The organism is Ruegeria halocynthiae, assembly GCF_000743705.1.
Classification (GTDB): domain Bacteria; phylum Pseudomonadota; class Alphaproteobacteria; order Rhodobacterales; family Rhodobacteraceae; genus Ruegeria; species Ruegeria halocynthiae_B.
In genome coordinates, this window is the sequence record NZ_JQEZ01000004.1 from 259,240 (window position 1) to 272,897 (window position 13,658).

General features: G+C 60.0%; 15 protein-coding genes, 1 other RNA gene and 1 riboswitch. Of the genes, 11 read left to right on the forward strand and 5 right to left on the reverse strand.

Annotation, left to right across the window (positions count from 1 at the left end):
• Positions 1 to 99: signal recognition particle sRNA small type (gene ffs / locus JT51_RS21575), an RNA gene on the forward strand.
• 40 nt (positions 100 to 139) lie between these two features.
• On the opposite strand, the gene JT51_RS16195 is transcribed toward ffs, so the two are convergent.
• The gene (locus tag JT51_RS16195) at positions 140 to 997 is read right to left on the reverse strand and encodes a hypothetical protein (RefSeq protein WP_037315036.1); all 858 of its coding nucleotides are present in this window, start codon (positions 995 to 997) and stop codon (positions 140 to 142) included.
• Between the two features lie 140 nt (positions 998 to 1,137).
• A riboswitch (cobalamin riboswitch) is annotated at positions 1,138 to 1,359 on the forward strand.
• A gap of 80 nt (positions 1,360 to 1,439) precedes the next feature.
• Here JT51_RS16195 and JT51_RS16200 point away from each other — a divergent pair.
• Complete coding sequence (locus JT51_RS16200; protein WP_037315037.1) at positions 1,440 to 1,847, forward strand: hypothetical protein; 408 nt, start codon at positions 1,440 to 1,442, stop codon at positions 1,845 to 1,847.
• Positions 1,848 to 1,860: 13 nt separating this feature from the next.
• Here the strand turns inward: JT51_RS16200 and JT51_RS16205 are convergent, their stop codons facing one another.
• Positions 1,861 to 2,352 (reverse strand): protein-tyrosine phosphatase family protein, encoded by a 492-nt coding sequence (locus JT51_RS16205; RefSeq protein ID WP_037315039.1) that lies wholly within the window; start codon positions 2,350 to 2,352, stop codon positions 1,861 to 1,863.
• 135 nt (positions 2,353 to 2,487) lie between these two features.
• Here JT51_RS16205 and JT51_RS16210 point away from each other — a divergent pair, with 135 nt between their 5' ends.
• The 5 genes from JT51_RS16210 (at position 2,488) to JT51_RS16230 (ending at position 6,799) form a co-directional block, all read left to right on the forward strand.
• Positions 2,488 to 4,242 (forward strand): DNA polymerase III subunit gamma/tau, encoded by a 1,755-nt coding sequence (locus JT51_RS16210; RefSeq protein WP_037315040.1) that lies wholly within the window; start codon positions 2,488 to 2,490, stop codon positions 4,240 to 4,242.
• Positions 4,243 to 4,477: 235 nt separating this feature from the next.
• On the forward strand, positions 4,478 to 4,822 hold the full coding sequence (locus JT51_RS16215) for a YbaB/EbfC family nucleoid-associated protein (RefSeq protein ID WP_037315043.1): 345 nt from the start codon (positions 4,478 to 4,480) through the stop codon (positions 4,820 to 4,822).
• Positions 4,823 to 4,886: 64 nt separating this feature from the next.
• On the forward strand, positions 4,887 to 5,480 hold the full coding sequence (gene recR, locus JT51_RS16220; protein ID WP_037315044.1) for a recombination mediator RecR: 594 nt from the start codon (positions 4,887 to 4,889) through the stop codon (positions 5,478 to 5,480).
• A gap of 70 nt (positions 5,481 to 5,550) precedes the next feature.
• Positions 5,551 to 6,282, forward strand: a complete 732-nt coding sequence (locus JT51_RS16225) for a hypothetical protein (protein WP_037315045.1) — start codon at positions 5,551 to 5,553, stop codon at positions 6,280 to 6,282.
• Between the two features lie 28 nt (positions 6,283 to 6,310).
• Positions 6,311 to 6,799 carry a hypothetical protein gene (locus tag JT51_RS16230; protein WP_037315047.1) on the forward strand — a complete coding sequence of 163 codons (489 nt, stop codon included), beginning with the start codon at positions 6,311 to 6,313 and terminating at the stop codon, positions 6,797 to 6,799.
• Here the strand turns inward: JT51_RS16230 and JT51_RS16235 are convergent.
• The gene (locus JT51_RS16235) at positions 6,796 to 7,437 is read right to left on the reverse strand and encodes a ribonuclease T2 family protein (RefSeq protein WP_037315050.1); all 642 of its coding nucleotides are present in this window, start codon (positions 7,435 to 7,437) and stop codon (positions 6,796 to 6,798) included. The genes JT51_RS16230 and JT51_RS16235 overlap by 4 nt on opposite strands.
• Positions 7,438 to 7,567: 130 nt before the next feature.
• On the opposite strand from JT51_RS16235, the gene JT51_RS16240 reads away from it, so the two are divergent.
• Positions 7,568 to 8,332 carry a DUF1013 domain-containing protein gene (locus tag JT51_RS16240; protein ID WP_037315051.1) on the forward strand — a complete coding sequence of 255 codons (765 nt, stop codon included), beginning with the start codon at positions 7,568 to 7,570 and terminating at the stop codon, positions 8,330 to 8,332.
• A 52-nt stretch (positions 8,333 to 8,384) separates the two neighbouring features.
• Positions 8,385 to 8,774, forward strand: coding sequence for a hypothetical protein (locus JT51_RS16245; RefSeq protein WP_037315053.1), 390 nt, complete (start codon positions 8,385 to 8,387; stop codon positions 8,772 to 8,774).
• 51 nt (positions 8,775 to 8,825) lie between these two features.
• On the opposite strand, the gene JT51_RS16250 is transcribed toward JT51_RS16245, so the two are convergent.
• Together JT51_RS16250 and JT51_RS16255 are read right to left on the reverse strand one after the other, a co-directional pair.
• Entirely contained in the window at positions 8,826 to 9,854 is a 1,029-nt protein-coding gene (locus JT51_RS16250) for a permease (protein ID WP_037315055.1), read from the reverse strand.
• The gene (locus JT51_RS16255) at positions 9,847 to 10,155 is read right to left on the reverse strand and encodes an ArsR/SmtB family transcription factor (RefSeq protein ID WP_037315057.1); all 309 of its coding nucleotides are present in this window, start codon (positions 10,153 to 10,155) and stop codon (positions 9,847 to 9,849) included. The genes JT51_RS16250 and JT51_RS16255 overlap by 8 nt, the downstream gene beginning before the upstream one ends.
• A 136-nt stretch (positions 10,156 to 10,291) precedes the next feature.
• Here JT51_RS16255 and JT51_RS16260 point away from each other — a divergent pair, with 136 nt between their 5' ends.
• Positions 10,292 to 11,752, forward strand: coding sequence for a PLP-dependent aminotransferase family protein (locus tag JT51_RS16260; RefSeq protein ID WP_037315059.1), 1,461 nt, complete (start codon positions 10,292 to 10,294; stop codon positions 11,750 to 11,752).
• A 125-nt stretch (positions 11,753 to 11,877) separates the two neighbouring features.
• Positions 11,878 to 13,656 carry a sulfoacetaldehyde acetyltransferase gene (xsc, locus tag JT51_RS16265; RefSeq protein ID WP_037315061.1) on the forward strand — a complete coding sequence of 593 codons (1,779 nt, stop codon included), beginning with the start codon at positions 11,878 to 11,880 and terminating at the stop codon, positions 13,654 to 13,656.
• The last annotated feature ends 2 nt before the right edge of the window (positions 13,657 to 13,658 follow it).

Sequence of the window (13,658 nt, forward strand, 5' to 3'; positions counted from 1 at the left end):
CGAGAGGTTGGCGCGGGCGAGCGCCTCGCCAACCTGGTCAGATCCGGAAGGAAGCAGCCACAACGAGCCCCGCTTGGGTCGATGTCCAACCTCTCACTTCTTCACTCCGTAATGTATCAGCGCCAAGCGAATGATCCGGCTATGCGATCAGCCGTGGCCAGACGGCGGCGTTACGGCGGGCGAAGGCGCCGATGTGACCCACCCCGGACAGATCGAACTCAGCAGGAGACAGCAGGATTCGGCGCGCATCTGGCCCATACAGATCAGCCAACCTCCAGACCGCGTTTGGCGGAACCACCTGATCGTCTTCGAAAGTGATCAGGTCTACGGGTGTATCGGTTTGCGCCCAGCGTGCTTTGGGCAGCGCGCCTCCGACTTCGGGCAGGTAGTTTCGCGGCGCGGTGCACCACCTGCGCCATTGCCAGTAGACCGACGCAGGCAAATCCGCACCAAACCCCAGCGCGCGGCCCGGCAGATACCCCAGGGCTTTCACGATCAATGGCACGTGCCCGTACCAGAACAGACCTGCCAGCGCCCGATAGGGCCAGGGGTGATCCGACACTGTAACAGCGCCAGAGCAAACGCAGATCATGCGGTCTATCTGGGCGATATCAGGCTGAAGCGGCCCCAGCATCCCGCCGATGGAATGACCAATGCTCCATTGTTGCGCATCAGGAAACCGCCGCCGCATCTCGGCCCGGGCCGCAGGCATATCCGTCAGCGCCCAATCCGCCATCCTGACCCGCGACGCCTTTAAGGGGCCGCGCAACGAATGGCCAAAGTCGGTGTAATCATATGTCAGGCAAGCCATGCCCTGCTCGGCCGCAAGCCAGCGGGCGAAGTGCTGATAATACTCGCGCGGCACGCCGGTTGCGCTGTGGATGACCACGGCGACCCGGGGTGCGGACACCGGCACATACAGCCGCGCCGACAAGCGGCCCGCGCCTGAGGGAAACTGATAATCCTCGGTCAATACGGTCTGTGACGTGTCCAGCATATTGCGCTCTCATCTTTCTGAACCGCTTGGTTCACCTTCCTCAATCCGCCCTGTTTGCCCCGGCAAGTCAAGACCGGCCGGACATGACCAAACGTCCGCTTTGCCGTGCCAACTCTGGCTTGACTCGGGGCGCTCGCACCCGCTAGCGATACTGTGATGGTTCTCGTCCCCGGTTTCGGGGCGAGATGAAAAGGGAACACGGTGCGGTCCTGCCCGGCAATGCCGGAACGGACCTAGGCCGCGACTGCCCCCGCAACTGTAAGCGGTAAGCAATGCCGAAACACCACTGGCCGAAAGGCCGGGAAGGTCGGCAAAGCGATGACCCGCAAGTCAGGAGACCTGCCATCGAACGAAAACCGAAACTCGGGCGGGGTGTCCGGGCAGGTCGTCAGCGTGCTGCCTTACCTGAACAATGCCCCGTTCCTCGCGCGGAGGGCGCATTATGATATGGAAGACAAAGACGCATCAATTCACCGCAACTGTGTGCCAACGCACCGGCAAGACATGCCCGGCCCTGGCGCGGCTAGCACGAGCGATGACCGTCGCGATGAAAACCGCTGCACCGACCACAACCCCGGAATTTCAGGTCGAAGGCAGCAGTGATCTGACCTATTGCCCGGAAGGGTGCACCGCGCGTTTTTGGGCGCAAAAAGATCAGATCAGGGTCTTTTGCGGCACTTGCGCGGATACCCCGACAAAAACGCTGGATGGGTATGCTGACATGATGTTTGGCACCTCTTTTACACCGCTGCCAGCGGGCGTGTTGACCGACCTGCCCTGCGCAATGCTTGAGGTCTCATCTCTGGTGCCGCGCCCGGCTGCGCCGATATCCGAGCATTTATCGGCCTGACCCAGCCCTGCACTCAACGCCGGGCTGCCTGTGCGGCCCATTCCAACTGACCGTCTGTCTCAACCGCGCAGGGTCGTGCCACGCGCAGGCGTTTCAGCGCGGCCTCTGGCATTTCCCCATGCTCCACCATGATGCGCAGGACAATCATCCCGGACCGCCCACACCCGCCCCGGCAATGCACCAGCACCCGCCCCCCCTGGGCCAGGACCCGGCGGGCCGCCACGCAGACGTCCCCCCACAGGGCATCAATCATGGGTGATGGCGCGCCGAAATCCGCAACCGGCAGGTGGTGCCAGCGGATGTTGTGCGCACGCAGGTCGTCGCCTAACCCAGCGGCCCCTTGTTGCAGCATCTCGGCCTCGGTGGTCATAGAGATCACCAGATCCGGCCGCCAATCGCGAATGACCTTTAAATCCTGCGGATAGCTGTCGTCGCGCCCCGGTAAAGCAGACAGGGCAACGGTGCCATTCCCCACTTGCACAGTATGAATTTCGAACAGGCTCACGAGACGACCCTCCCTGGGGATCGTTTCTAAGGCGCGCAAAATGTCATGCAAATGGAAATTCGCCCTTACCCGCTGTGGACGCGGACGGCGGCGGTCTCTACGCTGCATCCTTGACCCGAATCCGACAGAGCAGACATGAACGACACGCCCAGCCCCGCCTATCAGGTTCTTGCCCGTAAATACCGCCCGGAAACCTTTACCGACCTGGTCGGTCAGGACGCAATGGTGCGTACGCTGAAAAACGCGTTCGAGGCCGACCGGATCGCGCAGGCCTTTATCATGACCGGCATTCGCGGCACCGGGAAAACCACCACCGCGCGGATCATCGCCAAGGGCATGAACTGCATCGGCCCCGATGGTACAGGCAAGCCGACAACAGAACCCTGCGGCCAGTGTGAACACTGCGTGGCCATCATGGAAGGCCGGCACGTCGACGTGATGGAGATGGATGCCGCCAGCCGCACCGGCGTGAACGATATCCGCGAGATCATCGACAGCGTCCGCTATCGCGCCGCCAGCGCGCGCTACAAGATCTATATCATCGACGAAGTTCACATGCTGTCGACCAGCGCTTTCAACGCGCTGCTCAAAACACTTGAGGAACCGCCCGAACATGTGAAGTTCATCTTTGCCACGACCGAAATCCGCAAGGTGCCGGTAACGGTTCTGTCGCGCTGTCAGCGGTTCGACCTGCGCCGGATCGAACCCGAAGACATGATCGGCCTGCTCAACAAGATCGCAGCGGCGGAAAACGCCCAGATCGCAGATGACGCGCTGGCGCTGATCACCCGGGCCGCCGAAGGATCGGCGCGGGATGCGACCTCATTGCTGGATCAGGCGATACCGCATGGTGCCGGGGAAACCAGCGCCGAACAGGTGCGCGCAATGCTGGGGCTGGCCGATCGTGGGCGGGTGCTGGATCTGATGGATATGATCCTGCGCGGCGATGCAGCGGGTGCCCTGACCGAACTGAGCGGGCAGTACGCCGAAGGTGCCGACCCGCTGGCGGTGCTGCGCGATCTGGCCGAAATCACCCACTGGGTGTCGGTCGTCAAAATCACCCCTGATGCGGCAGAAGACCCGACTGTGTCGCCAGACGAACGCGCGCGCGGCCAGCAAATGGCCGAGGCCCTGCCGATGCGCGTGCTGACCCGAATGTGGCAGATGTTGCTGAAAGCGCTGGAAGAAGTCTCTGCTGCGCCCAACGCGATGATGGCGGCGGAAATGGCCGTCATCCGCCTGACCCATGTGGCCGATCTGCCCAGCCCGGAAGAGCTGATCAAACGCCTTCAGGACACACCACCGCCCGCCGGTGGACCGGGGGGCGGAGTGGGCGCACCACAGCACGCTGCCGGATCCTCTCCGGTCTCAGCGGCACCCGCATATGTTGCGCAGGCAAGCGCGGGCGCGGGCGCTCCGACCGCAGCATTGGCGCAGGACGTCCAAGCGGCACTGGCCCGCTATCCGACGTTTGAACATGTTGTTGAGCTGATCCGGACAAACCGGGACGTAAAGCTGCTGGTCGAGGTTGAGAACGGTGTGCGCCTTGTGTCGTATCAACCGGGTCGGGTCGAGTTCACGCCGACCGACAACGCCCCCACCGATCTGGCGCAGAGAATGGGTTCGGCGCTGCAACGCTGGACCGGCAACCGATGGGCCGTGTCGATCGTGGCAGATGGCGAGGCTGCCACAATCGCCGAGGTTCGCGACGCCGCCGATCTTGCTTTGAAAAAGCAGGCTGAACAGCACCCTTTGGTTCAGGCCGTACTGATGCAATTCCCCAAAGCCCGCATCAAGCGGATCGAAACGCCGGAACAACGCGCGGCCAAAGTCGAAACCGAAGCCCTGCCCGAAGTTGAAGACGAATGGGACCCCTTCGAGGAAGACTGACACACCATCGCCGTCAAACCCCCAAATCCTCCCGCGCCCGCCACGCGGTCTCGGCTGACGCCGATCTCTCTAAGCGGCCTTGGGCCCGGCAGCGCGGGCATAGCCCGCGCTGCCGGGCCCAACGGAAGGAGAGGTCTTGCCAAAGACCTTGACGACCGGCGGGAGTACCCCGCCCCTTGTGCCGCGCGAGTGTCACCCGTATTTAGGCGTCAAACTGATTTACAGGAGAAAACCGATGCTCAAAGGTTTAGGCGGTCTGGGCGATATGGCCAAGATGATGAAATCCGCGCAGGATCTGCAAACCAAGATGACCGACATGCAGGAAGAGTTGAACACCATCATGGTTGTCGGCGAATCCGGTGCCGGGCTGGTGAAGGCGACAGCCACTGCCAAAGGTGACCTGAAAGGTCTGGACATCGACCCGTCGATCTTTAACGGCGACGACAAGGAAGTGGTCGAGGATCTGATCCTGGCCGCCATCAAGGACGCGCAGACCAAGGCGGCTGAACGCTCGCAAGACGAGATGGCGAAGCTGACCGAAGGCATGGGTCTTCCGAAAGACATCAAGCTACCGTTCTGATAGGCACTCCTGACGGAAGACCGGTCGGGCATGCCTGCCCGACCCATTTGCAGGAGCGTGCCCGGTGAGTTCGAACAGCGATATCGACAATCTGATCGACCTGATGGCCAAGCTGCCGGGCCTCGGCCCCCGCTCGGCCCGCCGCGCGGTTCTGCACCTGATCCGAAAACGCGCCCTGCTGCTGACGCCCCTGTCGGACGCCATGCAGCAGGTGGCCGCAACCGCCCGTGAATGCCTGAACTGCGGCAACGTCGGCACCACCGATATCTGTGACATCTGCGACGCCGAAGCCCGCGCAACCGGAGAGCTGTGCGTGGTCGAGGACGTCGCCGACCTCTGGGCAATGGAGCGCGCTGGCGTGTTCAAAGGCCGCTATCACGTTCTGGGCGGCACATTGTCGGCTTTGGACGGGGTTGGCCCGGATGAGCTGCGCATTCCCCGCCTCAAGGATCGGGTCATGGCCGAGGGGGTTTCTGAGGTCATTCTGGCCCTGAACGCCACTGTCGACGGCCAGACCACCGCCCATTACATCGCCGATCAGCTGGAGGGTCAGGTGCGCCTGACCTCACTGGCACAGGGTGTGCCGATTGGCGGAGAACTGGACTACCTGGATGACGGGACGATTACGGCTGCATTGAGGGCGCGGAAGGAATTGTGAGCCTTTACTAATTAATTTCATTAGATTAATTCCGATCCAATTTAAACCTCCAAGAACTAAGGTACTATCTTTGTACAAACTCGCCTTCCACATCTTTCGTATTTACTGGCTGCCAATACTGCTTGCATCGGTGATCTTATTTTTACTGGATATTTGGGGGCAAGGAAGTATCGCTCGATCTCTTGTGCCAACATTAATGGTTTATGGGTATCTGGCGTTCGCATTTCACTTCACGCTGCTTACCGGAACCACAGTTTCGGTTTTTCAATTTTTTCCCCAAAACTCTTCCCCAAGTTGGAGCTTCTGGGTCGCATTTCTACTTCCAATTTTTTTCCTTATTTTATCAATGGTTACCACCATTCTCATAGTAAAAGCCACACTGCCAGACGAGACGCTTTCCGGACGCGAAGCACTGGGTTACGCCATGCTCTTATCCATTCCGTTGTTTGGCGTGTTACTCGCCGCGGTCGGCACTATGATACCGGCTGCGGCGATCCGGACTTCGATGGGTGTTCGCGCTGCTTTAAAGCGAGCCCGGAGGAGTTTTTGGTTTATTCTTTGGAGGCTTGTCACTGGACCTACGGTTTTTTCCCTGATTTTCATGGGCGTTGCGCTCACGTTGAATCAACAGGGCCTTGCCTCAGAAGTTCCAGAAACTTTCGCTGGTATCACAGTTTCCAATACTGTGTACCAGACGGTGGCTGGGTTTCTGGGTATTTTCAACACCGCTCTTACTGCCTCTATCTTTTCAATGGCATACACGCGGGTCGAACAAGGTAAAAAACTGCAGCTATCTGGATGAACAAAGTACTATTATAGGAAACAACCCAATGACCCGCCATCTCGCCCTCACCTTCGCCACCTTCACCGCTACGGCCTCCTTCGCGCAGGACCTCATCGACAAAGGCTTTGTCGAAGGCTGGAACATCATGATGGACCCCGCCTTGGGCAACGGGTGCCTGATCCAGACGGTGTATCAGGATCTCTCGGTGGTTCGCATTGGCTATGACGCGCTGGACAATCGCGGGTATTTCGCCGTCTACAACAAGGCCTGGGGCCAGATTGAACAGGGCAAAAGCTATCCGATCCGGTTTGAACTGGATGGCAAAAGCTTTGACGCCACGGCCATCGGGTTCAATCAGCGCGACGTGCCGGGCGCGACGGTGTTTTTCACCGACCGGAGTTTTGTCACTGCGATTGCCCAGAACAAGACAATGACCGTCTACAACCCGGCGGGTGAGGTGGTGATGGCGATTGATCTGAAAGGCACTGCCAAAGCACTGGATTATGCCCGGGACTGCCAGAACAAAAAACTCTAACGAATCGGGTCGAACAGCGCGTCCTTGGCGGTGCAGTCACGGATCACGTCGCGGCCGCAGGGCACCGGGTCAAGATCGCGGGACAGGCACAGGCGGACCTCTTCGATATAGCCCTGTTTGCAGGTGATTGTGATCATGTCGCGCTCAAGCCCTGGATTGGCTTTCAGGAACGCCTCTTCGACAATTGATGCGGGCAGTTTGACCGATGCGTCCAGCTTGCGAAACACCTGAGGGCGCTCGACCCCCTTATAAGCCTGCCGGGACAGGGCAAAATAATCAGGTGCCGAAAGGCCGGAACAGGTGCCGTGTTTCTTCCACTGGTGCCACGCCAGACCGGCTGAGCCCTGGATATCTTCCATTTCGCGGGTCATGCGGCGGGTCGGCGGGGCCTCGGGTGTGCGGCAGTACGAAGGCCAGCCTTGGTGAAACTGCGGCCACAGCCCGTGCAGTATCCAGCCGTGGTCATACCGGGCGTCGCATTGATCCGATCCCCGCGCATCACCTTCGCGCGCGCACCAGTTCGGCGACCAGCTGAGCGCCAGAACGTAGTAGTCGAACTCACCCGCCTTTTCGCCATTGGCCAGCGCAGCAACCGCGCTGAATACCCATAGAAACAGACCCCGAAGCACCCTGCGCATTCACCTCTTCCCTTCTTGCCTTTGCGCGACTATATACAGCCCAAGTTCCCCGACAACGGAAACCTGCCCCAAGACCAAGGGGCCGCCGAATTCCGGCGACGGGACAGATGTATTTATAGGAGACGGGCTGATGGCAAAACCGCTTATGGCCAAGGCAACAGCCGTATGGCTGGTGGACAACACCACGATCAGCTTCAAGCAGATCGCGGATTTCGTAGGCATGCACGAGCTTGAGGTGCAGGGCATCGCAGACGGCGATGTGGCAGCTGGCGTAAAAGGCTTTGACCCGATCGCCAACAACCAACTGACCCAGGACGAGATCGACACGGCGCAGGGCAACCCGCTGTACAAGCTGAAGCTCAAGTTCAACCCCGCCGCCTCGGGCGAGGAAAAACGCCGTGGTCCGCGCTATACCCCGCTGTCCAAACGTCAGGACCGTCCGAACTCGATCCTGTGGCTGGTCAAGTTCCACCCCGAACTCAGCGACGGTCAGATTGCCAAGCTGGTGGGCACCACCAAACCGACCATCCAGTCGATCCGTGAACGCACGCATTGGAACATCTCGAACATGCAGCCGATTGACCCGGTTGCTTTGGGCCTGTGCAAACAGTCCGAGCTGGACGCCATTGTACAGAAGGCTGCTGCCAAGAAGGCCGCCGAAGGTGGTGTCATGAGCGATGACGAACGCCGCAAGCTGGTCTCGACCGAGCAGTCGCTGGAAATGGACGCCGCACCGAAGATCCCGACCGCCATCGAAGGTCTGGAAACTTTCTCGCTGTCCAACGAGCCTGCCGAAGAGAAAGAAGAAGAGCCGATCATCGACGCTGACAGCTTCTTTAACCTGCCCAAGGGCGACGCCGAGGATGAAGACGAAAGCGATGATCCGCGCCTCTGATTCTCAAGCAGCACCGGTCTGAAACGGCCAGGGCTTTTTTGACGAGACCCCCATGCTGAACATCTTGTCCGCGCTTTTTGGACCACACCGTGCCGTGTCGATCTATGCCTTCCTCAAGACGTGGGGATTGCCATTGGCGGGCAGCGTTGGCCTGGTTGTTGTCGCAACGGCGTTGCTGGTGCTGAATGATGACGGCACGCACGAACACGAAGCCTTTCTGACGGTCCCGGTACTGTCGGCGACCCCGATCAACGGAGACGTCGATAACGGCGTCATCGCCTCGGTCCGTTTGCCGGATGGGTCGGCCACCTCGATCACATCGACCGAGGCCCCAATTTCGCGCACTGTCGGCACCAGCGCCTGTATCGAAAAGCGCGTATATGTCGAAAGCGGGGACACCAGGTATCGCTTCAAACTTCCGCGCTATTGCGAAGCAAGCTAAGAAAGCAAAACCGCCCGGTGGCAACACCGGGCGGTTTTTCATTCAGATCATTCAGATCATCTGGAACAGGATACCGGCGATGATCGCGCCGGTGATGCCCAGCCCAAGATAGGTCACAAAGACCCTCGGTTTGACCAGCGACCACACGGCCGCCATCGCCGGGATCGAACTGACCGCACCCGCAATCATGAACGACATCGCCGCGCCCGCGCTCATCCCCTGTTCGGTCAAACCCGCCAGCAGCGGCGGCGCAACGTATGAGTTCAGATAGGCAGGCATCCCGACCAGCGCGGCAATCACAATCGGCACGATCCCTTCGCCACCCACCACACGGGCGATCAGATCGGCGGGGACATAGCTGACCAGCAGCGCCTCAAGAACATAGGCCAGCGCCAGCCATTTCAGCAGGAACAACCCGTTCTGGGCGAACTCGGACCGGAACCGGTGACGGCGCGCAGTGTCCCGCCAAAACCGCCAGACGGGCTTGTCATCCTGTTTTGGGCCACAACCGCATCCGGCCGGTTTGTAGTCCCGCAAGGGCTGCGCAAAGGCACCACCGCGCATCAGGGCGCGCACGGTGAAGCCACCGAAAAGACCCAGCGCCACCGCCGCAATCGCCTTGCCGATCGCAAAGGGCCAGCCCAGCGCGCCTGCGGTGATCAACAGCGTTGGCGGGTCGATCAGCGGAGAGCTCAGCCAGAATGCCATCACCGCCGACAGCGGCGCGCCCAGCGCCAGCAAACCCGCGATAAACGGGATAACCTCGCACGAACAGAACGGGGCCAGCCCACCGAACAAGGCCGCCAGAAAGATCATCCGCGTCTCGCGCCCCTCAAAGGCGCGCGCCACCATAACCTCGGCCCCGGTCGCTTTGAGGTAGGACAGCAAAAGCACCGCAAACAGGATGTATTGGCCGGTGTGGGCCAGCGCCTTGCCTGCGAAACTCACGACCTCGGTCCAGTTGCCCGGGTCCAGTATCGCGACCGCCACAAGGATCGCCACAATCACAGCCCAGGGTGTTTTGATAAGACCCAACGCGGCTTTTGCCGGGATTTTGGGGTTTTGCGTCAACTCAGCCATCGTTTGCCGCCTTTCCAACCTCATCCGCGCAGCATTCAGCCAGAATGAACTGCGCCAGTGCCTTCAATTCGCCGTAACAGGCGCGGTTGATCGTGGTACGCCCGATCTTTTCCTGTTCGACAACGCCACCTGCCGCCAGAAACCGCAGGTGATGCGCCAGTGTCGATGGCGCGATACCCGTCCGGGTCTGGATTTCACCAACCGTCAGCCCGGCCTCCCCGGCCCGGACCAGTGCCTTCAGAACCTTTAACCGGGCCTCGGACCCCATGGCCGAAAATCCTGCTGCTGCCGTTTCCCACATTTCGCTTATCCTATTAAACTAGCTTTCTAGTTATTTAGTCCAATCACATTGACCAGTCAACCAGCCCGACCAAAGAATTCGTCAGAAATGCCTAAGTCCAGATTGCCCGCCCCATAAGTCCAACCTATAAGACCTTATGGCGATATCGGTCGAAACCTTCTTTCTTGAGCTTAACGGCCAGGGCACACTGCAGGCGCAGATTCAACAAATGATCGCCGAGGGCATTCTGTCCGGCCGATTCCATGTTGGGGAAAAGCTGCCCTCGTCGCGCAAACTGGCCGCACATCTGGGCGTCAGCCGGATCACCGTAACACTGGCCTATACCGAGCTGCTGGCCAATGACTACCTGATCGCCAAAGGCCGGTCGGGATATTACGTTTCGCAAAACGCCCCCGTACCGCCCAAGTATTCCCCCGTGCAGCGCGGCGACGAAACGGTCGACTGGGACGCAGCCCTGGCGCGGCGGTTCTCGGACGGGGATGTTCTGGCGAAACCCAGCGACTGGCGCGATTATCGCTATCCGTTCATCTACGGTCAGGCCGACCGGTCCCTGTTCGACCACGCCAACTGGCGGCTGTGCGCCGTGCGTGCGCTGGGCCACAAGGACTTCGATTCCCTGACCGGTGACTATGTGGATCTGGACGACCCGCTGCTGGTCGAATTCATTGCCCGTCACACCTTGCCCCGTCGCGGAATCGCCGCCCGCCCCGAGGAAATCCTGATCACCATGGGCGCGCAGAACGCGCTGTGGTTGGCCTCGCGCATTCTTCTGAACCGCAACCGCACGGCTGTCATTGAAGACCCCTGCTATTACGCGCTGCGTGATCTGCTGAACCATTCCGATTGCAAAGTCACTCCTCTCGGCGTGGACCGGGACGGGTTGCCACCCGATGCGCTGCCCGATGAGACCGATGTGATCTTCACCACCCCCAGTCACCAAAGCCCGACAACAGCCACCATGCCGGTCGACCGCCGCCATGATCTGCTGATGCGCGCGCGTGAGCTGGACGCAATGGTGGTCGAGGATGATTATGAATTCGAAATGGCGTTTCTTGGCCCCCCTTCCCCGGCCTTGAAGTCCATGGATCGGGATGGGCGCGTAATCTATGTGGGCAGCTTTTCCAAATCGCTGTTTCCGGGGTTGCGGCTGGGTTACATGGTCGGGTCCGAACCTTTCATCCGCGAGGCCCGGGCGCTGCGGTCGCTGGTTCTGCGCCATCCGCCAGGTCACATTCAACGCACGGCGGCGTATTTCCTGTCTTTGGGCCATTACGACGCGCAGATCAAGCGCATGTCCAAAGCATTGGCGCAAAGACGTAATGCGCTGGACAAAGCCGTAGAGCAATACGGGCTGACCGTTGCCGGGCGCGGTATTCTTGGCGGGTCGTCAATCTGGATGTCGGCCCCCGACCGCGTCAACACCACCAGGCTAGCCCACACATTGCAAAGTCAAAGCGTTCACATCGAACCCGGCGCACCGTTCTTTTCCGGCCCTGACAAGCCGCGTAATTTCTATCGCCTAGGGTATTCCTCGATCAACCCCGACAATATTGCACCGGGTGTAAAGCTGATCGCCGACGCCATACGCGCGGGCTGACGCTCTGGACCTATTCCGCCAGACGTTCTGGCCCTAACGCCATTCTTTCCCATAGGTCAATAACATAAACAAAGGTAGGGTGGCGACATACCCGGCCGTTCCAAACACGCGCGGAGATCATTCAGATGAAAATGACGACGGAAGAGGCTTTTGTTAAGGTCCTGCAAATGCACGGGATTGAACATGCGTTCGGGATTATCGGCTCTGCGATGATGCCGATCTCGGACCTGTTTCCGAAAGCTGGCATCATGTTCTGGGACTGCGCGCATGAGGGCAGCGCTGGCATGATGGCCGATGGTTACACCCGCGCCACTGGCAAAATGTCGATGATGATCGCGCAGAACGGCCCCGGTATCACCAACTTTGTCACCGCCGTAAAGACCGCCTATTGGAATCATACACCCCTATTGCTGGTCACACCGCAGGCGGCGAACAAGACCATTGGTCAGGGTGGTTTTCAGGAAGTCGAGCAGATGAAACTGTTCGAAGACATGGTCGCTTATCAGGAAGAGGTTCGCGATCCGACCCGCGTCTGCGAGGTTCTGAACCGCGTGATCATGCAGGCCAAACGCGCCAGCGGCCCGGCCCAGTTGAACATCCCGCGCGATATGTGGACGCAAGTGATTGACGTCGACCTGCCAGCCATTGTCGAATTCGAACGCCCCTCGGGCGGTGAAGATGCCGTGGCGCAAGCGGCCGAGCTGATATCGAACGCGAAAAACCCGGTGATCTTGAATGGTGCCGGTGTGGTTCTGTCCGAAGGCGGCATCGACGCCTCGAAAGCGCTGGCCGAACGCTTGGATGCGCCGGTATGCGTTGGCTACCAGCACAATGACGCGTTTCCGGGCAGCCACCCGCTGTTTGCAGGCCCGCTGGGCTATAACGGATCAAAAGCGGGGATGGAGCTGATCAGCGAAGCGGATGTGGTGCTGTGCCTGGGCACCCGTCTGAACCCGTTCTCGACCCTGCCAGGGTATGGCATGGAGTATTGGCCCGCCGACGCAAAAATCATTCAGGTGGATATCAACCCGGATCGCATCGGTCTGACCAAGAAACTCTCTATCGGCATTATTGGTGATGCGGCCAAGGTTGCGCGCGGTATTCTGGCGCAGCTTAGCGATACCGCCGGTGACGCGGGGCGCGACGACCGCAAGTCCAAGATCGCGCAGAAGAAATCCGCTTGGGCGCAGCAATTGTCCAGCATGGATCACGAGGATGACGACCCCGGCACCACCTGGAACCAGCGCGCCCGTGCGGACAAGCCCGACTGGATGAGCCCGCGCATGGCGTGGCGCGCGATTCAGTCCGCCCTGCCGAAAGAGGCGATCATCAGCTCCGACATCGGCAACAACTGCGCCATCGGCAATGCGTACCCCTCGTTCGAGGAAGGCCGCAAGTATCTGGCCCCGGGCCTGTTCGGCCCCTGCGGATATGGTTTGCCATCAGTAATGGGTGCCAAGATCGGCTGCCCGGACGTGCCCGTTGTCGGTTTCGCCGGGGATGGTGCCTTTGGCATCGCGGTCAACGAGCTGACCGCCATCGGCCGTGAGGAATGGCCCGCAATCACCCAGATCGTTTTCCGCAACTATCAGTGGGGTGCGGAAAAACGGAACTCGACCCTGTGGTATGACGACAATTTCGTCGGCACTGAACTGGATACCAAAGTGTCCTATGCCGGGATCGCGCAGGCCTGTGGCTTGAAGGGCGTGGTGGCACGCACGATGGATGAGCTGACTGCGGCGCTGAACCAGGCGATCACGGATCAGAAAAACGGAATCACCACCTTGATCGAGGCCATGATCAATCAGGAACTGGGTGAGCCATTCCGCCGTGATGCAATGAAAAACCCGGTCGCAGTTGCGGGTATCTCGGCGGATGACATGACCCCGCAGGCTGGGGTATAAAT

Bases quoted from the DNA above. Each gene is read 5' to 3' on its own strand.
- JT51_RS16195 (WP_037315036.1), bottom strand. From the start codon at position 997: ATGCTGGACACGTCACAGACCGTATTGACCGAGGATTATCAGTTTCCC.
- JT51_RS16200 (WP_037315037.1), top strand. From the start codon at position 1,440: ATGATATGGAAGACAAAGACGCATCAATTCACCGCAACTGTGTGCCAA.
- JT51_RS16210 (WP_037315040.1), top strand. From the start codon at position 2,488: ATGAACGACACGCCCAGCCCCGCCTATCAGGTTCTTGCCCGTAAATAC.
- JT51_RS16215 (WP_037315043.1), top strand. From the start codon at position 4,478: ATGCTCAAAGGTTTAGGCGGTCTGGGCGATATGGCCAAGATGATGAAA.
- JT51_RS16230 (WP_037315047.1), top strand. From the start codon at position 6,311: ATGACCCGCCATCTCGCCCTCACCTTCGCCACCTTCACCGCTACGGCC.
- JT51_RS16235 (WP_037315050.1), bottom strand. From the start codon at position 7,437: ATGCGCAGGGTGCTTCGGGGTCTGTTTCTATGGGTATTCAGCGCGGTT.
- JT51_RS16240 (WP_037315051.1), top strand. From the start codon at position 7,568: ATGGCAAAACCGCTTATGGCCAAGGCAACAGCCGTATGGCTGGTGGAC.
- JT51_RS16245 (WP_037315053.1), top strand. From the start codon at position 8,385: ATGCTGAACATCTTGTCCGCGCTTTTTGGACCACACCGTGCCGTGTCG.
- JT51_RS16250 (WP_037315055.1), bottom strand. From the start codon at position 9,854: ATGGCTGAGTTGACGCAAAACCCCAAAATCCCGGCAAAAGCCGCGTTG.
- JT51_RS16255 (WP_037315057.1), bottom strand. From the start codon at position 10,155: ATGTGGGAAACGGCAGCAGCAGGATTTTCGGCCATGGGGTCCGAGGCC.
- JT51_RS16260 (WP_037315059.1), top strand. From the start codon at position 10,292: ATGGCGATATCGGTCGAAACCTTCTTTCTTGAGCTTAACGGCCAGGGC.
- xsc (WP_037315061.1), top strand. From the start codon at position 11,878: ATGAAAATGACGACGGAAGAGGCTTTTGTTAAGGTCCTGCAAATGCAC.